Here is a 17,684-nt window from a genome sequence, read left to right on the forward strand (position 1 = left end):
GAATCGAAATTCCGGTTTTTTCAATCGTTTGCTGCCCTCACCCCGGCCCTCTCTCTTGCTTCGCAAGCAATGCTTGTCGCTGCGCGAGCTGTTCCAGCCCCACAGGGACAAGCATTGCTCGCGTAGCGAGAGAGGGGGCATATTGGCTGTTTTCCCGGTTTTCAGTTTCCTACACAAGCATACGGAAAAATGCGGTTCTCCAAGATTTTAAACAGCCTTTAGAGGATATGGCTGTTGTCCTCCTGCGGTAGTGGCGGCTGCTGCGGGGTGCTGTGGTGTGACGGGTCGTATTGTTGCGGGTCGCGAATTTCCACATGGCTGAGGATGTCCGCCGCCGTCAGCGGTTTGCCGCCTGCCGCCGCGATGTCGATGCTGCGGGTGTGTCCGGCGCGGTCGGTGATGTTGAGGTGCTGGCCGTGTTCATCCGCGCTGACTTCCAGTCGCGCGTCGGCAAGGCCGCGTCCTGCCAGCACGATGCGGTCGCCCTCTGCCGGGTTGTAGTCGCTGATTTTGCCCGGCTGTTGCCAGCTGGCGGCGTCGTCGCTATCCAGCAGGTAGGCGAAGGTGTCCGCCATGCCTGTCTCGCTGCTGAGGGTTTCTGCGCCGTGGGCGGTGTGGTGGCGGGCGCCGCTGTCATCGTGTGCTGATGCGGCAGCGGGGTAGTGCAGCGGGGTTTCGGCGGTAGCGAGATGGTAGGGCTGCGCGTCCTGGGTTTCAGGTGTCGCTGGCGCGGGTTGTTGGCTGCCCTCACTCCAACCCTCTCCCGCAGTTTGCGCGGGCTGTTCCGCTTCCGCAGGGTGTGCGGTGTTGGCAGCTGTCCCGCTGGTGTGGTGGGGCGAGCCCCACCCTACGGTTGCTGCGGTTTCCGCAGTTTGCGCGGGCTGTTCCGCTTCCGCAGGGTGTGCGGTGTTGGCAGCTGTCCCGCTGGTGTGGTGGGACGAGTCCCACTCTACGGTTGCTGCGGTTTCCGCAGTTTGCGCAGGCTGTTGTTGGGGCGCGTGGTGTTCGAGGTTGCCGCTGGCCGGGCTGTAGTGCGCGACCCAGTCGATTTCGATGTCCGACGCTGCCGCGGTTTCTTTGCCGGGGACGGCGTCGTCGATGCTTTCTTGGTCGCTAAAGGAGCCGTGCGGGTCTTGTGCGCCGGTTTGCATGCCGAGCCAGAATTTTTGGTTGCTGACGGGCGCGGTCGGGTCGCTCAGGGTTTTGATGGGCTGGCCGTCAAAGGTGTAGGTGAGGGTGTTTTTTTCGGGGTCGAGGATGGCGCCGTAGGTGTGCCAGTCGGTCAGATCGGCGTTCTGGTAGGTTTCTTGTGCCTGTTTGTGCTCCTGCACGGTACCCCAGTGGTAGGTGGCGGCGATTTTGGGGTCACGCACGCGGCCTTCGGCGAAGTCCACCTCCGGCGGCCAGTTGCCCTCGCCTTCCGGCCAGAGGAGGAAGGCGTAGCCGATGCCTTTGGCGTTGGGGAATTTGGCGCGCACTTCCCAGCGCCCGCCGCTGGCGGCGTGCATTTCGCCGCTGCCGACGCCTTCGCTGCTCCAGGCGCCGTTGGCGTATTGGCTGCGGATGTGCAGGACGCCGTCTTCGGTGTAGCTGTTGCTTTGCAGGTAGCGTCCCATGCCGCCAAATTCGGGCGCCTGCCAGCCCCAGCCGTAGCGCGTCCAGGTTTTGCCATTGCTGTCGGCAGCGTCGATGCTGTGGTCGAAGGTGTCGCTCCAGGCGAGTTTCCAGCCGGCGTGGTTCGGCACCGGGGTGTTGCGTCCGGCGCCACTGCCGTCGTTGGTGGCAACAGCTTGTGCGGCGCTGTCGCTGTCGCTGCTGTGTTCGGGCAGCCAGTGGGTGTCGTGGCGGGCGTCGCGGCTGGCGCTCGCGCTGCGCACGCCGCCTGCGCTTTGCCAGGCGCTGACGCGGCTGCCGTCCGCCACGATGTCCGGCGGCAGGCTGATGGTGCCGCTGTCGGGGTCGATTTCGGCGGCGATGCTGCGTTTGTCCGGGTTGGTTTCGCCGATGTGCCATTGGCCGTCCGGGGTTTTCCAGCCGTTGAGGCTGACGGCGCCGAACTGGCGGTCGTGGTATTGCACGGTGATGGTGTCCGCGCCTTTGCCGGGGGCGACGAGGACGCCACCGGGGCGCAGGGTGTCGGCGCTGACGGTCGGCGGGGCGATGGCGTCGTTGTCGCTGATTTCGCCGGTGAGGCTGCCGCGGTGCGCCGGCACAGTGACGCTGCTGTCGTGGGTGTAGAGGATGGCTTTGTAGGTTTCGGTGCGCTCGGCGGTGTTGTCGTCGTGTGTTTGTACGGTGGCGACGGCGGAGCGTTCGCCCGCGCGCACGGTCACTTGTTGGGTGCCGGTGACGAGGTCGCCTCCGTCGGCGTCTTTGCCGCGGATTTCGAGGTTGAAGACGGTGTCGTGTTCGGCGGGGCGGTTCAGGCGGATGATGTAGCTCGCCGTGCCGCCTTCGCTGATGGCTTCGTTGCTGGCGGCGTGGAGCGAGGCGGTGAGCGGGCCGCTGTCCGCGGTTTGCGGCAGCAGGTGCGCGGCTTCGTCGTTATAGACGCCTTGGGCGGCGTTGCTGGCGAAGATGTCGCTGCCCGGCTGGATGCGGGCGAGTGTGACCGCGCCGGTTTGGGCGTCGTAGTCGAGCGCGCGGGCGGCGCTGTGCCATTGGCCGTCGGCGGTTTTGTTGAGGTCGATGTTGTGCTGGATGCCGCTGGCGTCGCGGTAGCCGAGGTGCAGGGTGTCCGCGCCTGCTGCCGGAGTGATGCGCGCGCCGTCGCCGTCGCGGCTGATGGTCGGCGCTGCGGGGACAGCGGCGGCGTCGGTGTTGGCGATGGTGATGTCGGTGCGGCTGGTGTGGCCGTTGTCGTCGGTCGCGGTGATGGCGAAGGTTTCGCTGTTTTCGTAGGCGCCGTCGCGGTTGGCGCTGGCGGTGAAGCTGGCGCTGCTTTGGCCTTTGGCGATGGTGACGGTTTGTGCGCTGAGGCTGTAGTCGCCGTCGCTGGTGCTGCCGTGGTGGGCGCGGATGGTGTAGGTCATGTCGCGTTCGGCGGGGCGATCGAGGCTGACGGTGCAGGTGATGCTGCTGCCTTCGGCGATGCTGTTGCGGGTGGCGTGCAGGGTGGCGACCGGGGCGTCGTCGCTGATGGCGGCGGTCGGCGCGCTGTAGAGATGTTCGGCGTTGCCTTTGTTGTCCTGGTAGCTGATGCCGACGCGAACGGTTTTGCCCGCCTCCGCCGCAGTCAGGGTGTAGCTGTCGCCCGTTGCGCCTGCGATGGCTTCGCCGTTGGCGTACCACTGGTAGTTGCCGCTGCCCTGCGCTTTGCCATCCTGGTCGTCGAACCAGGCTTGCAGGGTGTCGCCGACTTTGTTGCCGCCGGAGACGCCGAGGTAGCCGGGGTGGTTGTCTTCGCCGCGGTTGTGGGTGTCGGGGTCGCGTACTTGTACGGCGAAGTCGCGGCTGGTGGCGGCGCCGTGGCTGTCGGTAGCGGTGACGGTCATCACCACCCGTTTTTCGCTGCTGTAGTCGAGGGCGACGCCGTCTTTGAGTTTGAGTTCGCCGCTGTCGCTGATTTCAAAGCGCGGGTCGCTGACGCGCCAGTTAATGCTGTCGCCGTCCGCGTCTTTGGCACTCAGTTTGCCAACGGTGTCGCCGCTTTGGCCGCCTTTGACCCAGTAGGAGAGCGAGCGGTCGGCGTCCTGGCCGTAGCCGAGTTTGAGTTCATGCGGCGCGTGGTTGCCCGCGCTGTTCTCGTCCTGCACGGTGGCTGTCGCCGCGCTGGTCGGGGTTTCGTGGTGTTTGGCCTTGTCTTCGTAGGTTGCTTGCACGCGGATTTCCTTGCCGAGGTCTGCGGCGGTGAGTGTGTAGGTTTTCGCGGTGGCGCCGTCTATCGGCTGGCCGTCGCGTTGCCATTGGTATTTGATTTGGCTGCTGTCCACGCCGTCTTCGTCGGTCACTTCGGCGGTGAGGGTTTGTCCGACTTTGGTCTCGCCGCTGATGGCGACGCTGCCTTCGTGGTTTTCCGCAGGCGGTTGTGGCGCGGGCGGCGTTGGGAGGTCGCCGATGTCGGCGAGCGCCTTGCCGTTCAGGGTGTTGTGATGCGCGCTGACGGTGGCGTCCGCCCCGTTTTTGTGGCTGATTTCTACCCAGTTTTTGCCGAGGCTGCTGCTGTCGGTGGTGAAGTCGTTGTCATGCACGTTGAGCTGCGGTTTGGTGTTTTTGCCCTGGCCGTGCAGGCTGATGACGGATTTGTCGATGGTGCCGTGCAGCTCAAAGGTGTTGTGGCCGATGTCGTAGTTTTGCGCGTTGCCAACCATCTGGATGGCTTCGATGCTGCCTTCGCTCGCGCTTTTCAGGGTGAGGTGGTTGTTGCGGTAGGTGACGCTGCCGCGCAGGGTGCCGTCGTGCGCCTTTTCTTCGATGTACACCGGCACCGCCCAGCGCGCGCTGCGGTCCAGCGTCATCGTGTTGCCTTCGATGGTGATGTCGCCGCTGCCTTCGCCGACGCTGCCGTCTTTGTGGCGGGTTTCGTTCAAAACACCGATGAGGTATTTGCTGCTCTCGCCGCTAATGGTGTTGTTGCGGATGGTGAGCGTGTAGTCCATCGTCGGTTCGTGGTTGCGAAATTCGATGCCGTAGGTCTGCATCGCGTCCTGATAGACGTCGAGGCCGTTGATGGTGTTGCCGCTGATGTCGTATTTGCCCGGCCCTTTGCTTTGCAGGTCCTGGATGCCGTGCTGGGTGTTAGTCTGGATTTGGATGCCGCTGTAGAGGCGGTAGTTCGGCGTGCCGCCCGCGATGTCGTCGCCGTCGTCGCTGTCGAGGCGGAAGGTGGCATCGGCGTTGACGGTGTTGTTGCGGATGGTGACGTCGTCCATCGTGAACTGGCGGTTGTAAACGGCGATACCGTAGAGGCGGTCGCCGCTGGCGATGTTGTTCTCGATGGTGATGTGGTTGCCGTCATGCACGTCCAGCCCTTTGCGGTAGTTGTGGTCGGTGGTGTTGCGGCTGAAGGTGACGCCGTAGTTGTAGCTGCCCGCCATCGCCGCGATGCCGTAGCCGGTGCCGCCGTCGGCTTCGTGGCCGTTCCAGGCGAGGTGGTTGCTGTCGGCGCTGAAGTCGCGCTGGTAGGCAACCAGCGAGCCTGCCACGCGGTTGTGGTGCAGGTTGCTGTAGATGAGCTGGTTGTGGTCGCCTGCGGGCGGCATATCGGCTTCGCTGATTTCGTGACGGATGAGGCGGTCGCGCGCGCCGCTGCGGCTGGTTTCGGTCGAGGTGAAGAAGACCCCGGCGCGGTTGGCACCGGACACTTCCACGGTGTCGATTTTGGTGTGGTCGGCGTCATTGACGACGATGCCGTTGATTTTGCCGAAGTAGCTGCTGCTCTTGCGGTAGAAGTCTTCGGCAGTCTTGTGCTGGTACTCGACGCTGAGGTCGGCGACGCTTTTGCCGTTGACGCCGTCTATCAGCACCCCGGCGAGGGCGCGCGCGTCGGTGGCGTTGGTTTTCGGGTCGTACACGCCCTCCTGCTGCCAGTCGAAGGTGAGTTTGGTCTTGCCCATGCCCGCGCCGAAAATGGCGCGCACGTTTTCGTAGCCTTCCTGAACGAGGTTGCCGCTTTTGTCATATACGTCGGTGCCGATGCGGATTTGTTCGTGCAATTTGAGCGTGCCGGCGCCTAGGTAGAGCGCCGCGCCTTCGTCATCCGCCGCTTTGAGCGCCGCTTTCAGCGCGGCGGTGTTGTCGGCGTTGGCCGGGTCAACGCCAAAGTCGCGCGCGTCTATGTATTTGCCGTATTCGGCGTGAGCGTAGAGTTTGTGACCGAGCGCGGACTGCGTCGCCGGGTTGGCGGCAACTTGTTGCGCGACGGCGGCGGTGTTGGTGGTCTCGGCATTGCCCGCGTTGTCGGTGTATTGCGCCTGCACGCTGATGTGTTTGCCGCTGTCTTCCGGGCGGATGCGGTAAACCTCGTGCGTCGCCCCTTCTATCGCCTTGCCGTCGGCATACCACTGGTATTGCACGCCCACTTTCGGCACGCCGTCGGCGTCGGCAATGGCGGTAGTGAGCACGGTGCCGACTTTGCCCTCGCCCGTGACGGTGAGGCTGTTGCCGGACGGCGGCTGCGCGGCGGGGATGTCGGTGGCGGCGCTGGTCGGGTTTTCGCTGTATTTGTCGCCGTCGGTGTAGGCGGCGCGGACGGAGATTTTGTGTCCGGCGTCTTCGGCTTGCAGGGTGTAGTTGCCGTGGGTCGCGCCCGCAATCGGCTGGCCGTCGCGCAGCCATTGGTATTGGACGCTGTTGGCGTCGTAGCCGTTGCCGTCCCGGACTTCGGCGGAGAGTTCGCTGCCGATTTTCGCCTCGCCACGGATGTTGACGATGCCGGGCTGGTTCGCGGGCGGCGGCGCGGCGGGTTTGCGTTCAACCGCTGCGGTTTCGCTGCTGGTCGGCGCTTCGTCGTGCGCCGCGTTATCGGTGTAGCGCGCCTGCACGCTGATTTTGTGGCCGACGTCATCGCCGCGCAGCACGTAGGTTTTGCCGTGTGCGCCGTCTATCGCCGTGCCGTCGCGCAGCCACTGGTAGGCGACGTTGTTCGGCACGCCGTCTTCGTCGGCCACGGTCGCGGTGAGCGAGCTGTCTTCGATCGCCTCGCCGCTGATGGTGACGCTGCCGGGGCGGTTGGCAGGCGTGGTGCTGCCTTCGTCGTGGATGGTGGTGCTGACGCTGTCTTTGCCCGCTTCAATCTGCCCACCCTGGGCATGGCTGATTTTGACGGTGTAATGCTCGTCGCCTTCTTTTTTGCCATCCGCAACCGCATCCACGGTGAAGGTGGCGCTGTTTTGCCCTTTGGGAATGGTGACGGTGCGGGTGATGGTCTTCACGTCGCCGCCGTCGGTGGTGCCATGTTGGATGGTGACGTCCACGGTAATGACGCGCTCGGCGTTGCGCGTCATCGTTAGCTGCCGCACGAACTCGTTAAAATTGCCCGCCATTTCATGCCCCGGCCACGGGGTGAAGGCAGAAAACACCGGATTGCCGCCGAAATTGGCCCAGGTGTGCATGAAGGCGATTTTGGAAGCATCCGGGTCGGCCTTGATGGCTTCCAGCACGTCGGTGTACCAGTTGGGGTCGGTGTTGCCGTCCGGCTTGAGCATTTTGTAGCCTTCGCGGCCAAATTCGGCCAGCGCCGCGATTTTGCCGCGCGCCGCCGCCATGCGCGACAGCATCGCCAAATCCTGCACCAGCTCGCCCGCCCACTTGTCCTTGGCGAGGCGGGTGTTGTCGGTGTCGTAAAAATCCATGCCGAGTACGTCAACCACGTCATCGCCCGGATAGAGCAGCTTGTAGCGGCTTTCATCGCCGCCAAAGCCGCCGTTGGGGGCGAAGGTGGTGAGCATCTGTCCGTCCAGCCCGTGTTCTTTCAGGTAATTGACGATGTAGCGGAACAGCTCCTTGTAGGTCTCGGCGCCGCTGCGCTCGTAATTCCACCACATCCAGTCGCCGTTGGCCTCGTGCAGCGGGCGGAAGAGGAAGGGAATCTTGGTGCCGTCATCGCGCACCGCGTGCTTGCCAGTCTCGACGATGGCATCAAGCCAGCCGTTCAGCTCCGCATTCTGGTCGCCACCGGGCAAGAGGCGCTTCAGGTCAATCTTGGTGCGGTCGGTCTCGCCGCCAGGCATATTCCAGTGGGCGGAAAGGATGGGAATGCCGCCGATGCTGTCGATTTTCCGCATCGCTTCCCCCATGCGCCTGCCGTTTTCCTCCGCCGACAGATTGCGCTGGCGCGGCGGCTCCATCATGTCCAGGCCAATCATGCCCGGATAATGGCCGGAGAGCGCATAGACGTCGGAATGGTTGCCGTCGCTGTTCTCCGGCGAGAAGGACACATCCAGCCCGCGCTGCTGGCCAAAGAGGATGCCCTTTTGATTTTGCAGGTTGTGCAATAGCTCGCTCGCCGAATTTGCCTGCGGCAGCGCACGCTGGTCGAGGCTGACCGTATAAGTCGCCTTGCCGCCTTCCGTCACTTCCTTGGAGCCGGTGAGGGTAATGCCGGGCGCGTTCGGCGGCGGCGGGGTGTCTTCACTGACCGCCTGCGTTTCGCTGCTGATGGGTGATTCATGATGCTTGGCGTTGTCGTCGTAAGTCGCCTGTACCGTGATTTTCGCGCCTTTTTGTGCGGCGGTGAGGGTGAAGGTTTGCCCGGTCGCGCCGCTAATCGCCTTGCCGTCGGCAAACCATTGGTATTTGACGCCCGTCGTCGGCACACCATCTTCGTCGGTGACAATCGCTTTCAATTCGCTACCGACTTTGGCGTCGCCTGTAATGCTGACTTTGCCCGCGTGATTGGGTTGCGGATTGGGTGACGGATTCGGCGTGCTGTTATCGGTAACCGCAGCGGTGGCGTCGCTGGTCGGCGTTTCGTGGTTTTTGGCGTTGTCATCGTAAGTCGCCTGTACCGTAATCTTCGCGCCCTTCTGCGCGGCGGTGAGGGTAAAGGTGCTGTTGGTCGCGCCGCTGATGGCTTTGCCGTCGGCAAACCACTGGTATTTGACGCCCGTCGTTGGCACGCCGTCTTCGTCGTCAACTTTGGCGGTCAGCGTTTCGCCGACTTTGGCGTCGCCGCTGATGCTGATTTTGCCTGCATGATTAGGCTGCGGCTGCGGGTTCGGTGACGGATTCGGATTGGGTTGCGGGTTTGGATTGGGTGACGGGTTCGGGTTAGGTGACGGGTTCGGCGCACTGTTGTCGGCTACGGCGGCGGTGGCGTCGCTGGTCGGCGTTTCGTGGTTCTTGGCGTTGTCGTCGTAGGTCGCCTGCACCGTAATCTTCGCGCCTTTCTGCGCGGCGGTGAGGGTAAAGGTTTGACTGGTGGCGCCGTCTATCGCCTTGCCGTCGGCAAACCATTGGTATTTGACGCCCCTCGTTGGCACGCCATCTTCGTCGGTGACAGTCGCTTTCAATTCACTGCCGACTTTGGCGTCGCCTGTAATGCTGACTTTGCCCGCGTGATTCGGCTGCGGTTGCGGATTGGGTGACGGGTTCGGATTCGGGTTGGGCGATGGATTTGGATTGGGGGACGGGTTCGGGTTGGGTTGCGGGTTCGGGTTGGGCGACGGATTCGGCGTGCTGCTATCCGCGACCGCATCAGTGGCGTCGCTGGTCGGCGTTTCGTGGTTTTTGGCGTTGTCGTCGTAGGTCGCCTGCACCGTGATTTTCGCGCCCTTTTGCGCGGCGGTGAGGGTAAAGGTTTGACCGGTCGCGCCGCTAATCGCCTTGCCGTCGGCAAACCATTGGTATTTGATGCCAGTAGTCGGTACGCCATCTTCGTCGGTTATGGTCGCTTTCAATTCGCTGCCGACTTTCGCCTCGCCGCTGATGCTCACTTTGCCCGCGTGGTTGGGCTGCGGCTGCGGATTGGGTGACGGGTTTGGATTCGGTTGTGGGTTCGGCGATGGGTTCGGATTCGGTTGTGGATTGGGCGACGGGTTCGGCGACGGGTTCGGGTTCGGCGATGGATTCGGCGCGCTGTTATCGGCGACCGCAGCGGTGGCGTCGCTGGTCGGCGTTTCGTGATTGTTGGCGTTGTCGTCGTAAGTCGCCTGCACTGTGATTTTCGCGCCCTTTTGCGCGGCGGTGAGGGTGAAGGTTTGACTGGTGGCGCCATCTATCGCCTTGCCGTCGGCAAACCATTGGTATTTGACGCCCGTCGTCGGAACGCCGTCTTCGTCGGTTACAGTCGCTTTCAGCTCGCTGCCGACTTTCGCTTCGCCCGTAATGCTGACCTTGCCCGCGTGGTTGGGTTGCGGTTGCGGGTTCGGGTTTGGATTGGGCGACGGATTCGGGTTCGGCGACGGGTTCGGGTTCGGCGACGGATTCGGGTTGTCGGGCGCATCCACAGGTGGCGGGAACAGCGGGTAGGTGTTGTTGCCCGGCGTTTTTTGGTCGGGCGGGAGCGGGGCGTGGTTGTCCGGGGTGTTGCCGGGGGCGGGCGTGGGCGGCGGGTTGTCGCCCGGCTGCTGCGGTTGCGCCGGCTGGTGTTTGTGGTGTTTGTCGTGGTTGTGCGCGGCGATGGCGATGCCGCCAGCGACGAGGCCGACCGCGCCGATGGTGGCAAGGGGCGCCGAGCTGATGTCGCTGCCTGCGGCGGCGCTGGCGCTGTCGTCGGCGAGGGTTTCGGCGAGGAGGTGTTCGGGGGCGACGGCGACCGGATAACGGTAGAGGCTGCCGTCGGGCTGGGTGCCGACCAGCGCGCCTTCGCCGCGGGCGTAGTAGTCGTCGATGACGAGCGTGCCCTGGCCGTCGCCGGGGGTGATGCGCAGGTCGTCGCCGTCGCGCGCGGTGCGAATGTCGGGCAGGCCGTCAAGCTGGTAGTAAGCGCCGTTGATGGCTTCGATGTGCTGTTCGCCCGCGCCGCTCAGCGGGTATTGGGCGATGGTGTTGCCGTTTGTGTCTTTGAGGGTGATGGTGTTCATGGGCGGAAGTCCTTTGCCGGATGGGGCGGGTGCGTTGGTGTCGGCGGTGCGCCAAGGCGCACCCTATGGTCGGTTTTATGGGGTCAAACCCCTCCCTGCAGGCAGCGAGGGAGGGGCTGATGGGCGGTTTGCAGACGTCAGCGGCGGTCATGGATACTGCGCGTGTCGCCAGTAACCCCACCCCTGCCCTCCCCCACGGGGGGAGGGGGTTGTGCGGCGGCATTTTGCACATCTGTGCTTGTCCACGCCAGTCTGGTGCCGGGGCGTACCCTACAGGCCAGGCGGTTTGCAGACGTCAGCGGCGGTCATGGATACTGCGCGTGTCGCCAGTAACCCCTCCCCTGCCCTCCCCCAGCGGGGGAGTTTTTTGTGGTGGCGAGCCGAAGCCCGTTTTTTGCCGCTTGGCGCTGTTTACAGGATGCTCACCGCCGCCAGCACTTCTTCCTGCGTCAGCGTGTGGCCGTCGTGCGCGTTCACCGTGATGCTGTTGTGGTAGCTGCGGTTTTCGCTGTCGTGCAGGGTGTAGCTGAGGAGGCGGCTGTCGGCGTCGTATTGCAGGTCGCTGATGGCCTCGCCTTTGCCTGTAACGAGGCGAATGCGGTCTTCCCCACTGTTGAGGTCGAGGATCTGGTTCAGCGCCGGGCTGTCCCCGTCTTTTGGCTGGGTGATGAAGATGAACTGGTCCGCACCTTCGCCGCCTTTGAGGGTGTTCGCGCCGCCGACTGCGACGAGGTTGTCGTTGCCGTCTGTGCCGGTGAGGGTGTGCGGGGTTTCGCTCACATCGAAGGTGAAGGCGTCGCCGCCATGCTCGCCGAGGTGGTCGAGGATTTCTGCGCTGCTCTTGTCCGCCAGTTCGGCCTGCGCGGTGGCGTTGAGGGGCGCGCTGAGGTGGACGGGCGCGTCGCTATCGCCCAGGGTCTGCGCGGCGTTGTTTGCTGCGCCGTCGTGCTGCGCATGGTCAGCGGCGGTATGGGTATCGCCGCTTTCCGCGTGGTTTGCTACTGCGCCGTGGCTGTCGCTGTGGTTATGGTTGTCTGCGCTGTCGGCGTCGTGTCTGTGCAGGGCGTCGCCCGCCTCAGCGGCGCTGTGGATGTCCACAGGTTCAGGCAGCACGTTGTTGCCGCTGGGCGGGTAGTTCGGATCGTCTTCGACGTGCAGGGTGAAGGTTTTGCGCATGGTCATGCCGCCGCTGTTGCTGACGGTCACGCTGACGGCGACGGTTTGTTCCTGGTCGTAGTTGATTTTTTGCCCGGCTTTGAGTTTGAGGGTGCCGTCCACGATTTCGAAACGCGGGTCGCTGACGTGATAGGTGTAGTCTTTGCCGACGCTGCGGTCGTGCAGGGTGAGTTTGCCGACGCTGGCGCCGTCTTTGCCTTCCATCAGTTTGTTGGCAGAGAGGGTGAGGTCGTAGTAGTCGAAGCCGGGCATCCCCTTCGGCGCGCGCACGTAGGCGGTGAAGGTTTTGCTGTAGCTCGCCCCCATCTGGTCAGTCGCGGTGACGGTGAGGGTGACGCTGTTCACTTTGTCGTAGTCAAGGCTTTGTCCTTTTTTCAGACGCAGCATGTCGCCGTTGACTTCGAAACGGTCGTCATTGACGGTGTAGGTGAAGCGGTCACCCTTATCCGCGTCAATGGCTTTGAGGGTGCCGACTTCGGCCTGGTCTTCGTTGCCGTAGATGACGCGCGGGTCAAGGGTGATGTCGGTCGGTGCGTGGTTCTCGTAGCCAACCGGCATGGTGGCGTCGCTGGTGGCGCTTTCTTCCTGCCCGGCGGTGTCGGTGTAGGCGATTTTGACGGTGATTTTCTTGCCTTTTTCTGCCTCGGTCAGGGTGTAGGTGGATTCGTGTGCCCCTTCGATTTCCACGCCGTCGGCATACCAGCGGTAGCTGGTAACGGATTTGGCCGGCACTTTAATGCTGATGTGGCGGTACAGTTCGCCGTAGTCGCCGTCATAGACTTCGGCTGTGAGGGTTTGTCCCGGCTGGGCGATACCCTTGATGTACACGGCGCTCTTGAAGTGGTTGGTGCCGATGGTGTTGCCGCTGGTGTGGCGGTCGATGACGTTGCCACCGTAGAGGTCGTTGTCGCTGACGGTAACGCCGGTAGTCGAATGCACGGCACCGTTGCGCAGCTCTATGCCGTACTGGTGGTGGTAGGGGTACTTTTCGGGCATGTCGTGTTTTTGACGCACGGTGTTGTGGCGGATGGTGCCGCCTTCGACGCCAACGTAGAGGATGCCAACGTGGTTATCCTCGACGATGTTGTTTTCGAAGGTAATATTTTTCACCGCCGTGCTGCCGCCGTGCATGTGGTTCGAGGCAACGATGCCGTAGCGGTTGCCGGAGAAGGTGTTGCCGCGCATTTCCACGTCGCTGACTTGCTCGTTTTTGTTCGGCTCGACGTCGATACCGGCGCGTGGGTCGGTGCCGTCGGTGTCCTTGAAGACGGAGTTGAGGACTTTGATGCCCTTGCCGTGGGTAATGGAGATGCCCTGGCGGCGGTTGTGATCGGCGTTCACCTGATAGAAGGTGATGTTTTGGGTCTCGATGTCGCTGCTGCCACGCTTGCCGACGTAGAAGCCGTCGCCCCAGTTATTTTTGGAGGTGACTTTTTCCACAACAACGTTGGTGGAGTTGGTGATACGCACACCATGCCCCCATTCGCCATATTCACCGGTATGGCTATCACGGTCACCTTCAATAGTGCCGCCGTATATGTGGGCATTGTTAGCGTCTTTGATGGTGACGACGGAGGCAAACTGGGAGTCGTTCGGCAGCGATTTGAGCACGGTACCGTCGGCCATGCGCAGGGTGACGTTGCTCTTCAGGACGAGGCCGCTGGTTTCGTAGGACGAGGTTTCCTGGCGCATGGCGTCAATCAGATAGGTGCCGTTTGGAATATCGACGATACCGCCGCCTTTTTCCGCGACCGCATCAATGGCTTTCTGGATAGCGGCAGTGTCATCCGTTTGCCCGTCACCCTTGGCACCATATTCCGCATCTTTGACATTGGCGATAAAGTCGGTGGTCGGCTTCGGTACATATTCGCCGACTTTGCCAGACGGCGGCGGCATGGGGATGTCCGTCCCGTCACTGGTCGGATTTTCATCGTGCCCGGCATTGTCCTGATAAGTGGCGCGCACGGTGATTTTATGCCCGGCGTCGTCTTTGGTCAGGGTGTAGGTGCTGCTATTGGCACTATCAATAGGATTGCCGTCGCGCTGCCATTGGTATTGCACTTTATCAGCGGCGAAATCGTCGCCGTCGGTTACGGTCGCGGTGAGGGTGCTGCCCACTTTCGCTTCGCCGCTGATGGCAATGCTACCCGGTTGATTCGGCGGCGGTGGAGTCGGCGGTGTGCCGTCCAACTGGTAAACGCGGACGTAATCGACTTCCATCGTCGCCGGGAATTTGTCGATGCTGTTGTGCGCATCCTGGTATTTCCCGGTCATGTAGTCGCCGCCGACCGCAACGTTGAGGCGCAGGTAGAACGGGATGTTGAACGGGCCGGGGTGCTCAGTGGCGTTCGGCGCAGCGAAGTTGTCAATGGTGTGGTAGTGGCGACCATCCACGTAGTATTCGAGTTTGCCTTCCTGCCATTTGACGGCATAGGTGTGCCATTCGTCGCTGCCATCCACGTAGGTGATGCCCTGTTTGTGGCGGTGGTTGCCTTTGCCGTAGCCGGTGCCCCAGTGGGCATCGGCGGCGACCTTGATTTGCCCGTCGTGATCGCGGTCTTCGTTGTTGATGTAGCTGCGGGTTTCGAGGACGTCTATTTCGCCACTGCGCGGCCAGCCACCGTATTTGGCTTTGTCCGGACTCATCCAGAATGCCGGCCACAGGCTGCCGTTTTCGGCATTCGGCATTTTCAGCCGTGCTTCAAAGTAGCCGTAAGTCCACGCCTGTTTGCCCTGGGTTTGCACGAAGCCCGAGGAGAAGTCGTAGCTTTTCTCGTTCTCGCCCGAGCCAGTCTTGATGGGGGTGCTTTCGTGGTGCGCGGTGATTTTGAGACTGCCATCGCTGACGGAGACGTTTTTGTCGCTGTCGCTGTAGTAGTTCTGCACTTTCGAGCTGTTCCAGCCGCCGGTCTGGTAGCCCCAGTTATCGCGGTTAAGCGTGGTGCCGTCAAATTCATCCTTCCAGACAAGTTTGTAGCCGCTGTGGTGATCCACAGTGGCATCGGCCGCACTGCTATCGAGCTTTTCATCGTGCGCGGCGTTGTCGGTGTATTCGACGTGCACGCTGATGGCTTTGCCAGCATCTTCGGGGCGGACTTTGTAGGTGGCATTCGTCGCGCCGTCCACGGCTTTGCCGTCTACCAGCCATTGGTAATGCGCCTGGGCAGGGTCAACGCCGTCTTTGTCATCAATGGTCGCGGTCAGGGTTTTGTCGACCAGTGCTTCGCCTGTGATGGTGACGGTGCCTTCGTGGTTTGCAGGCGGGGCGGGGATGTCCGTCACCTCGCTCGTCGGACTTTCATCATGCCCGGCGTTGTCTTTATAGGTCGCCTGCACGCTGATTTTGTGCCCGGCGTCGTCTTTACTGAGCGTATAGGTGCTGCCGTTGGCCTTGTCGATGGGTTGCCCGTCGCGCAGCCATTGGTATTGCACTTTGTCAGCAGCGAAATCGTCGCCGTCGCTTACGGTAGCGGTCAGGGTGCTGCCCACTTTCGCTTCGCCGCTGATGGCGATGCTGCCCGGCTGATTCGGCGGCGGCGCGGGGATGTCAGTCACCTCGCTCGTCGGGTTTTCGTCGTGTCCGGCGTTGTCTTTATAGGTCGCCTGCACGCTGATTTTGTGTCCGGCATCGTCGCTTGTGAGGGTGTAGGTCTTGCCGTTCGCCTGGGCGATCGGCTGGCCGTCACGCTGCCATTGGTATTGCACGTTAGCGGCGGCGAAACCGTCGCCGTCCGCGACCAGCGCGGTCAGTTCACTACCTACCTTGGCCTCGCCGCTGATCCTGACGCTGCCTGGCTGGTTGCTGCTGTCGGCATCAATAATGGTGGTTTCCACACCGGCAGTGTCGATATGGGCTCCATTGAGCACCGGCAAAGTACCGCTACGGTTCGGGTCAGCAGGTGTCGCGCCCAAGTCATTGATGTGATCCACCAGTTTGGTGAAATCCTGCGGCAGATCGTTGTAGGGGCGGCCATCCGGGTGAATGCTGTCGGTGGTGAGATAAACCCAGCCGGCATTGCGGCTGCGCGTCAGCTCGATGATCTTGTCGTAATCGCTTGCGCTCGCGTCATAGATGGTGTGCATGATGCGGTGGGCGTTTGCCGGATCGTTTTCAAACGCCGAGGTCGGGTTCTTGTAGTGGTTGATGTAGTCGTCCGCTGTGCTTTCATTGAGCATGAAGAGGTCGGCATAGGGCGCGATGGCATCCGTAATGTGCGAACCCGGATTGGCCACCACCAGTTTGTTGCCGTAATGGCTCTTGATGTGGTTGTAGAGTTCGGCGAGATAGGCGACGGCGGCGTTGTTGTGCGGGTTGATTTCGTCCAGATAGATGCCGTGGATGTTGTCCTTGCCGTAGAGCTCGAAGTATTTTTCGATTTCGGCTTTGACCTCGGCCAGATCGCGAGTCTGCTGGATGGTGCGCACATAGACGACATTCTTGAAGCCCATTTCGATGTTTTTCGCGATGACTTTCACATAGCCCGGATCGAGGATGGCGTTGGGTCTGGCGTCCGGCGTGACCAGAACGTAGGGAATTTTCTTGCTGCCCGCGTTATGCACTGCCTGCCAGTAGTCGGAATAGATATCGGTGTTGGGCTGCGCCAGCGGGTATTTGTACGACAGCATGAAGACAGACTGGGCGCTGACTTTGTCTTCGATTGGCTTGACGTTCGGCGCATAAACCGTGCCATACACAGCATTGCTGATGCTGAGTTTGTAAGTTTCATTGCCTTCGACCACGCCGTCTTTGGCGGTATCGACCCAGATGCGTGTGCTGGTTTCGCCCGCCTTGATGGTGGCACGCTGCATACCCCAGCGCACGCCGACATCGTCCACCGTGGTGCTGCCATGCTGGATTTTGATGTCCACGCTGACGTCTTTATCCACGGGTTTATCGATAGAGACGGTATAGATGATGGTGTCACCTTCCTTGACGGTGTCTGCACCGCTGATGGAGACATGCGGTGCATCGGCTGCCGGCGGGTTGATGCCGGCGCCCGTGCCGCCGCCGTGATCGGGCAGAATGGTGCCGCTAAAGCGGCTGATAATGTCCTCGTGATGGCCGGCCTTGTCGGTGTAACTTGCTTTCACCTGCAACTGCATCCCTACCTGTTCTTCCGTCAGGGTGATGGTTTTGCCGCTGCCGAGGTGCTTGCCGTAGAACTCGTACCATTCATAAGTTACGCCGCTATCCGGCACACCGTCCGGATCATCAATTACGGCGGTAAAGGTATAGCCGACGCGGTTGGTGCCCTCGACCTTAATCGTGCCGGGGTGGTTCGCCGTCGCGCCGTTATCGGCAACGGTATCCGTCGGCGGACTGAGCGGGGTTTCATCATGCCCTGCGTTGTCCTTGTAGGTGGCACGCACGCTGATCTTGTGTCCCGCGTCATCGCTGGTGAGGGTATAGGTGCTGCCTGTTTGGTTGGCGATCGGCTGGCCGTCGCGCAGCCACTGGTATTGCACGTTAGCGGGTACGCCGTCGTCATCGTTAACGGCAGCGGTCAGCGTCTGTCCGACTTTCGCCTCGCCGCTGAGGCTAATTTTTCCTTCGTGATTGGGTTGCGGCGGCGGATTTGGTGCCGGGGTATCAGCGACGGTAGCGGTAGCCTCGCTCAACGGGTTTTCATTGTGTCCGGCGTTGTCTTTGTAGGTAGCACGCACGGTGATTTTGTGTCCCGCATCGTCTTTGGTGAGCGTGTAGCTGCTGCCCGTTTGTCCGCTGATGGGCTGACCGTCACGCAGCCATTGGTAGGTCACGCCCGTATCCGGCACGCCATCGGCATCGCTGATGGTGGCGGTGAGTTCACTGCCGACTTTGGCTTCACCCGTGATGTTCACCGTACCTTCGTGGTTCGGCTGCGGCGGGGTTGGGGTGCTTTCTACATCCAGCGCGGCGCTGGTCGGTTTTTCTGTCGTGCCCTTGTTGTCGGTGTATTCGACATGCACGCTGATTTTGTGCCCGGCGTCGTCGCTGGTGAGGGTGTAGGTCTTGCCGTTGGCCTGGGCGATCGGCTGACCGTCGCGCTGCCATTGGTAGGTCAC

The 17,684-nt window shown here is 62.1% G+C and carries 2 protein-coding genes; both read right to left on the reverse strand.

Annotated features, from left to right (window positions below; genetic code table 11):
• Positions 1-218 precede the first annotated feature (218 nt).
• Positions 219-10,463: a glycosyl hydrolase gene (locus ACO54Z_RS12895; protein ID WP_485997378.1), complete on the reverse strand. Its 10,245-nt coding sequence runs from the start codon at positions 10,461-10,463 to the stop codon at positions 219-221.
• Between the two features lie 411 nt (positions 10,464-10,874).
• Positions 10,875-17,684: spherulation-specific family 4 protein (locus tag ACO54Z_RS12900; protein WP_485997379.1), on the reverse strand; the 6,810-nt coding region annotated here is incomplete at its 5' end.

Source organism: Cardiobacterium sp., assembly GCF_057314735.1.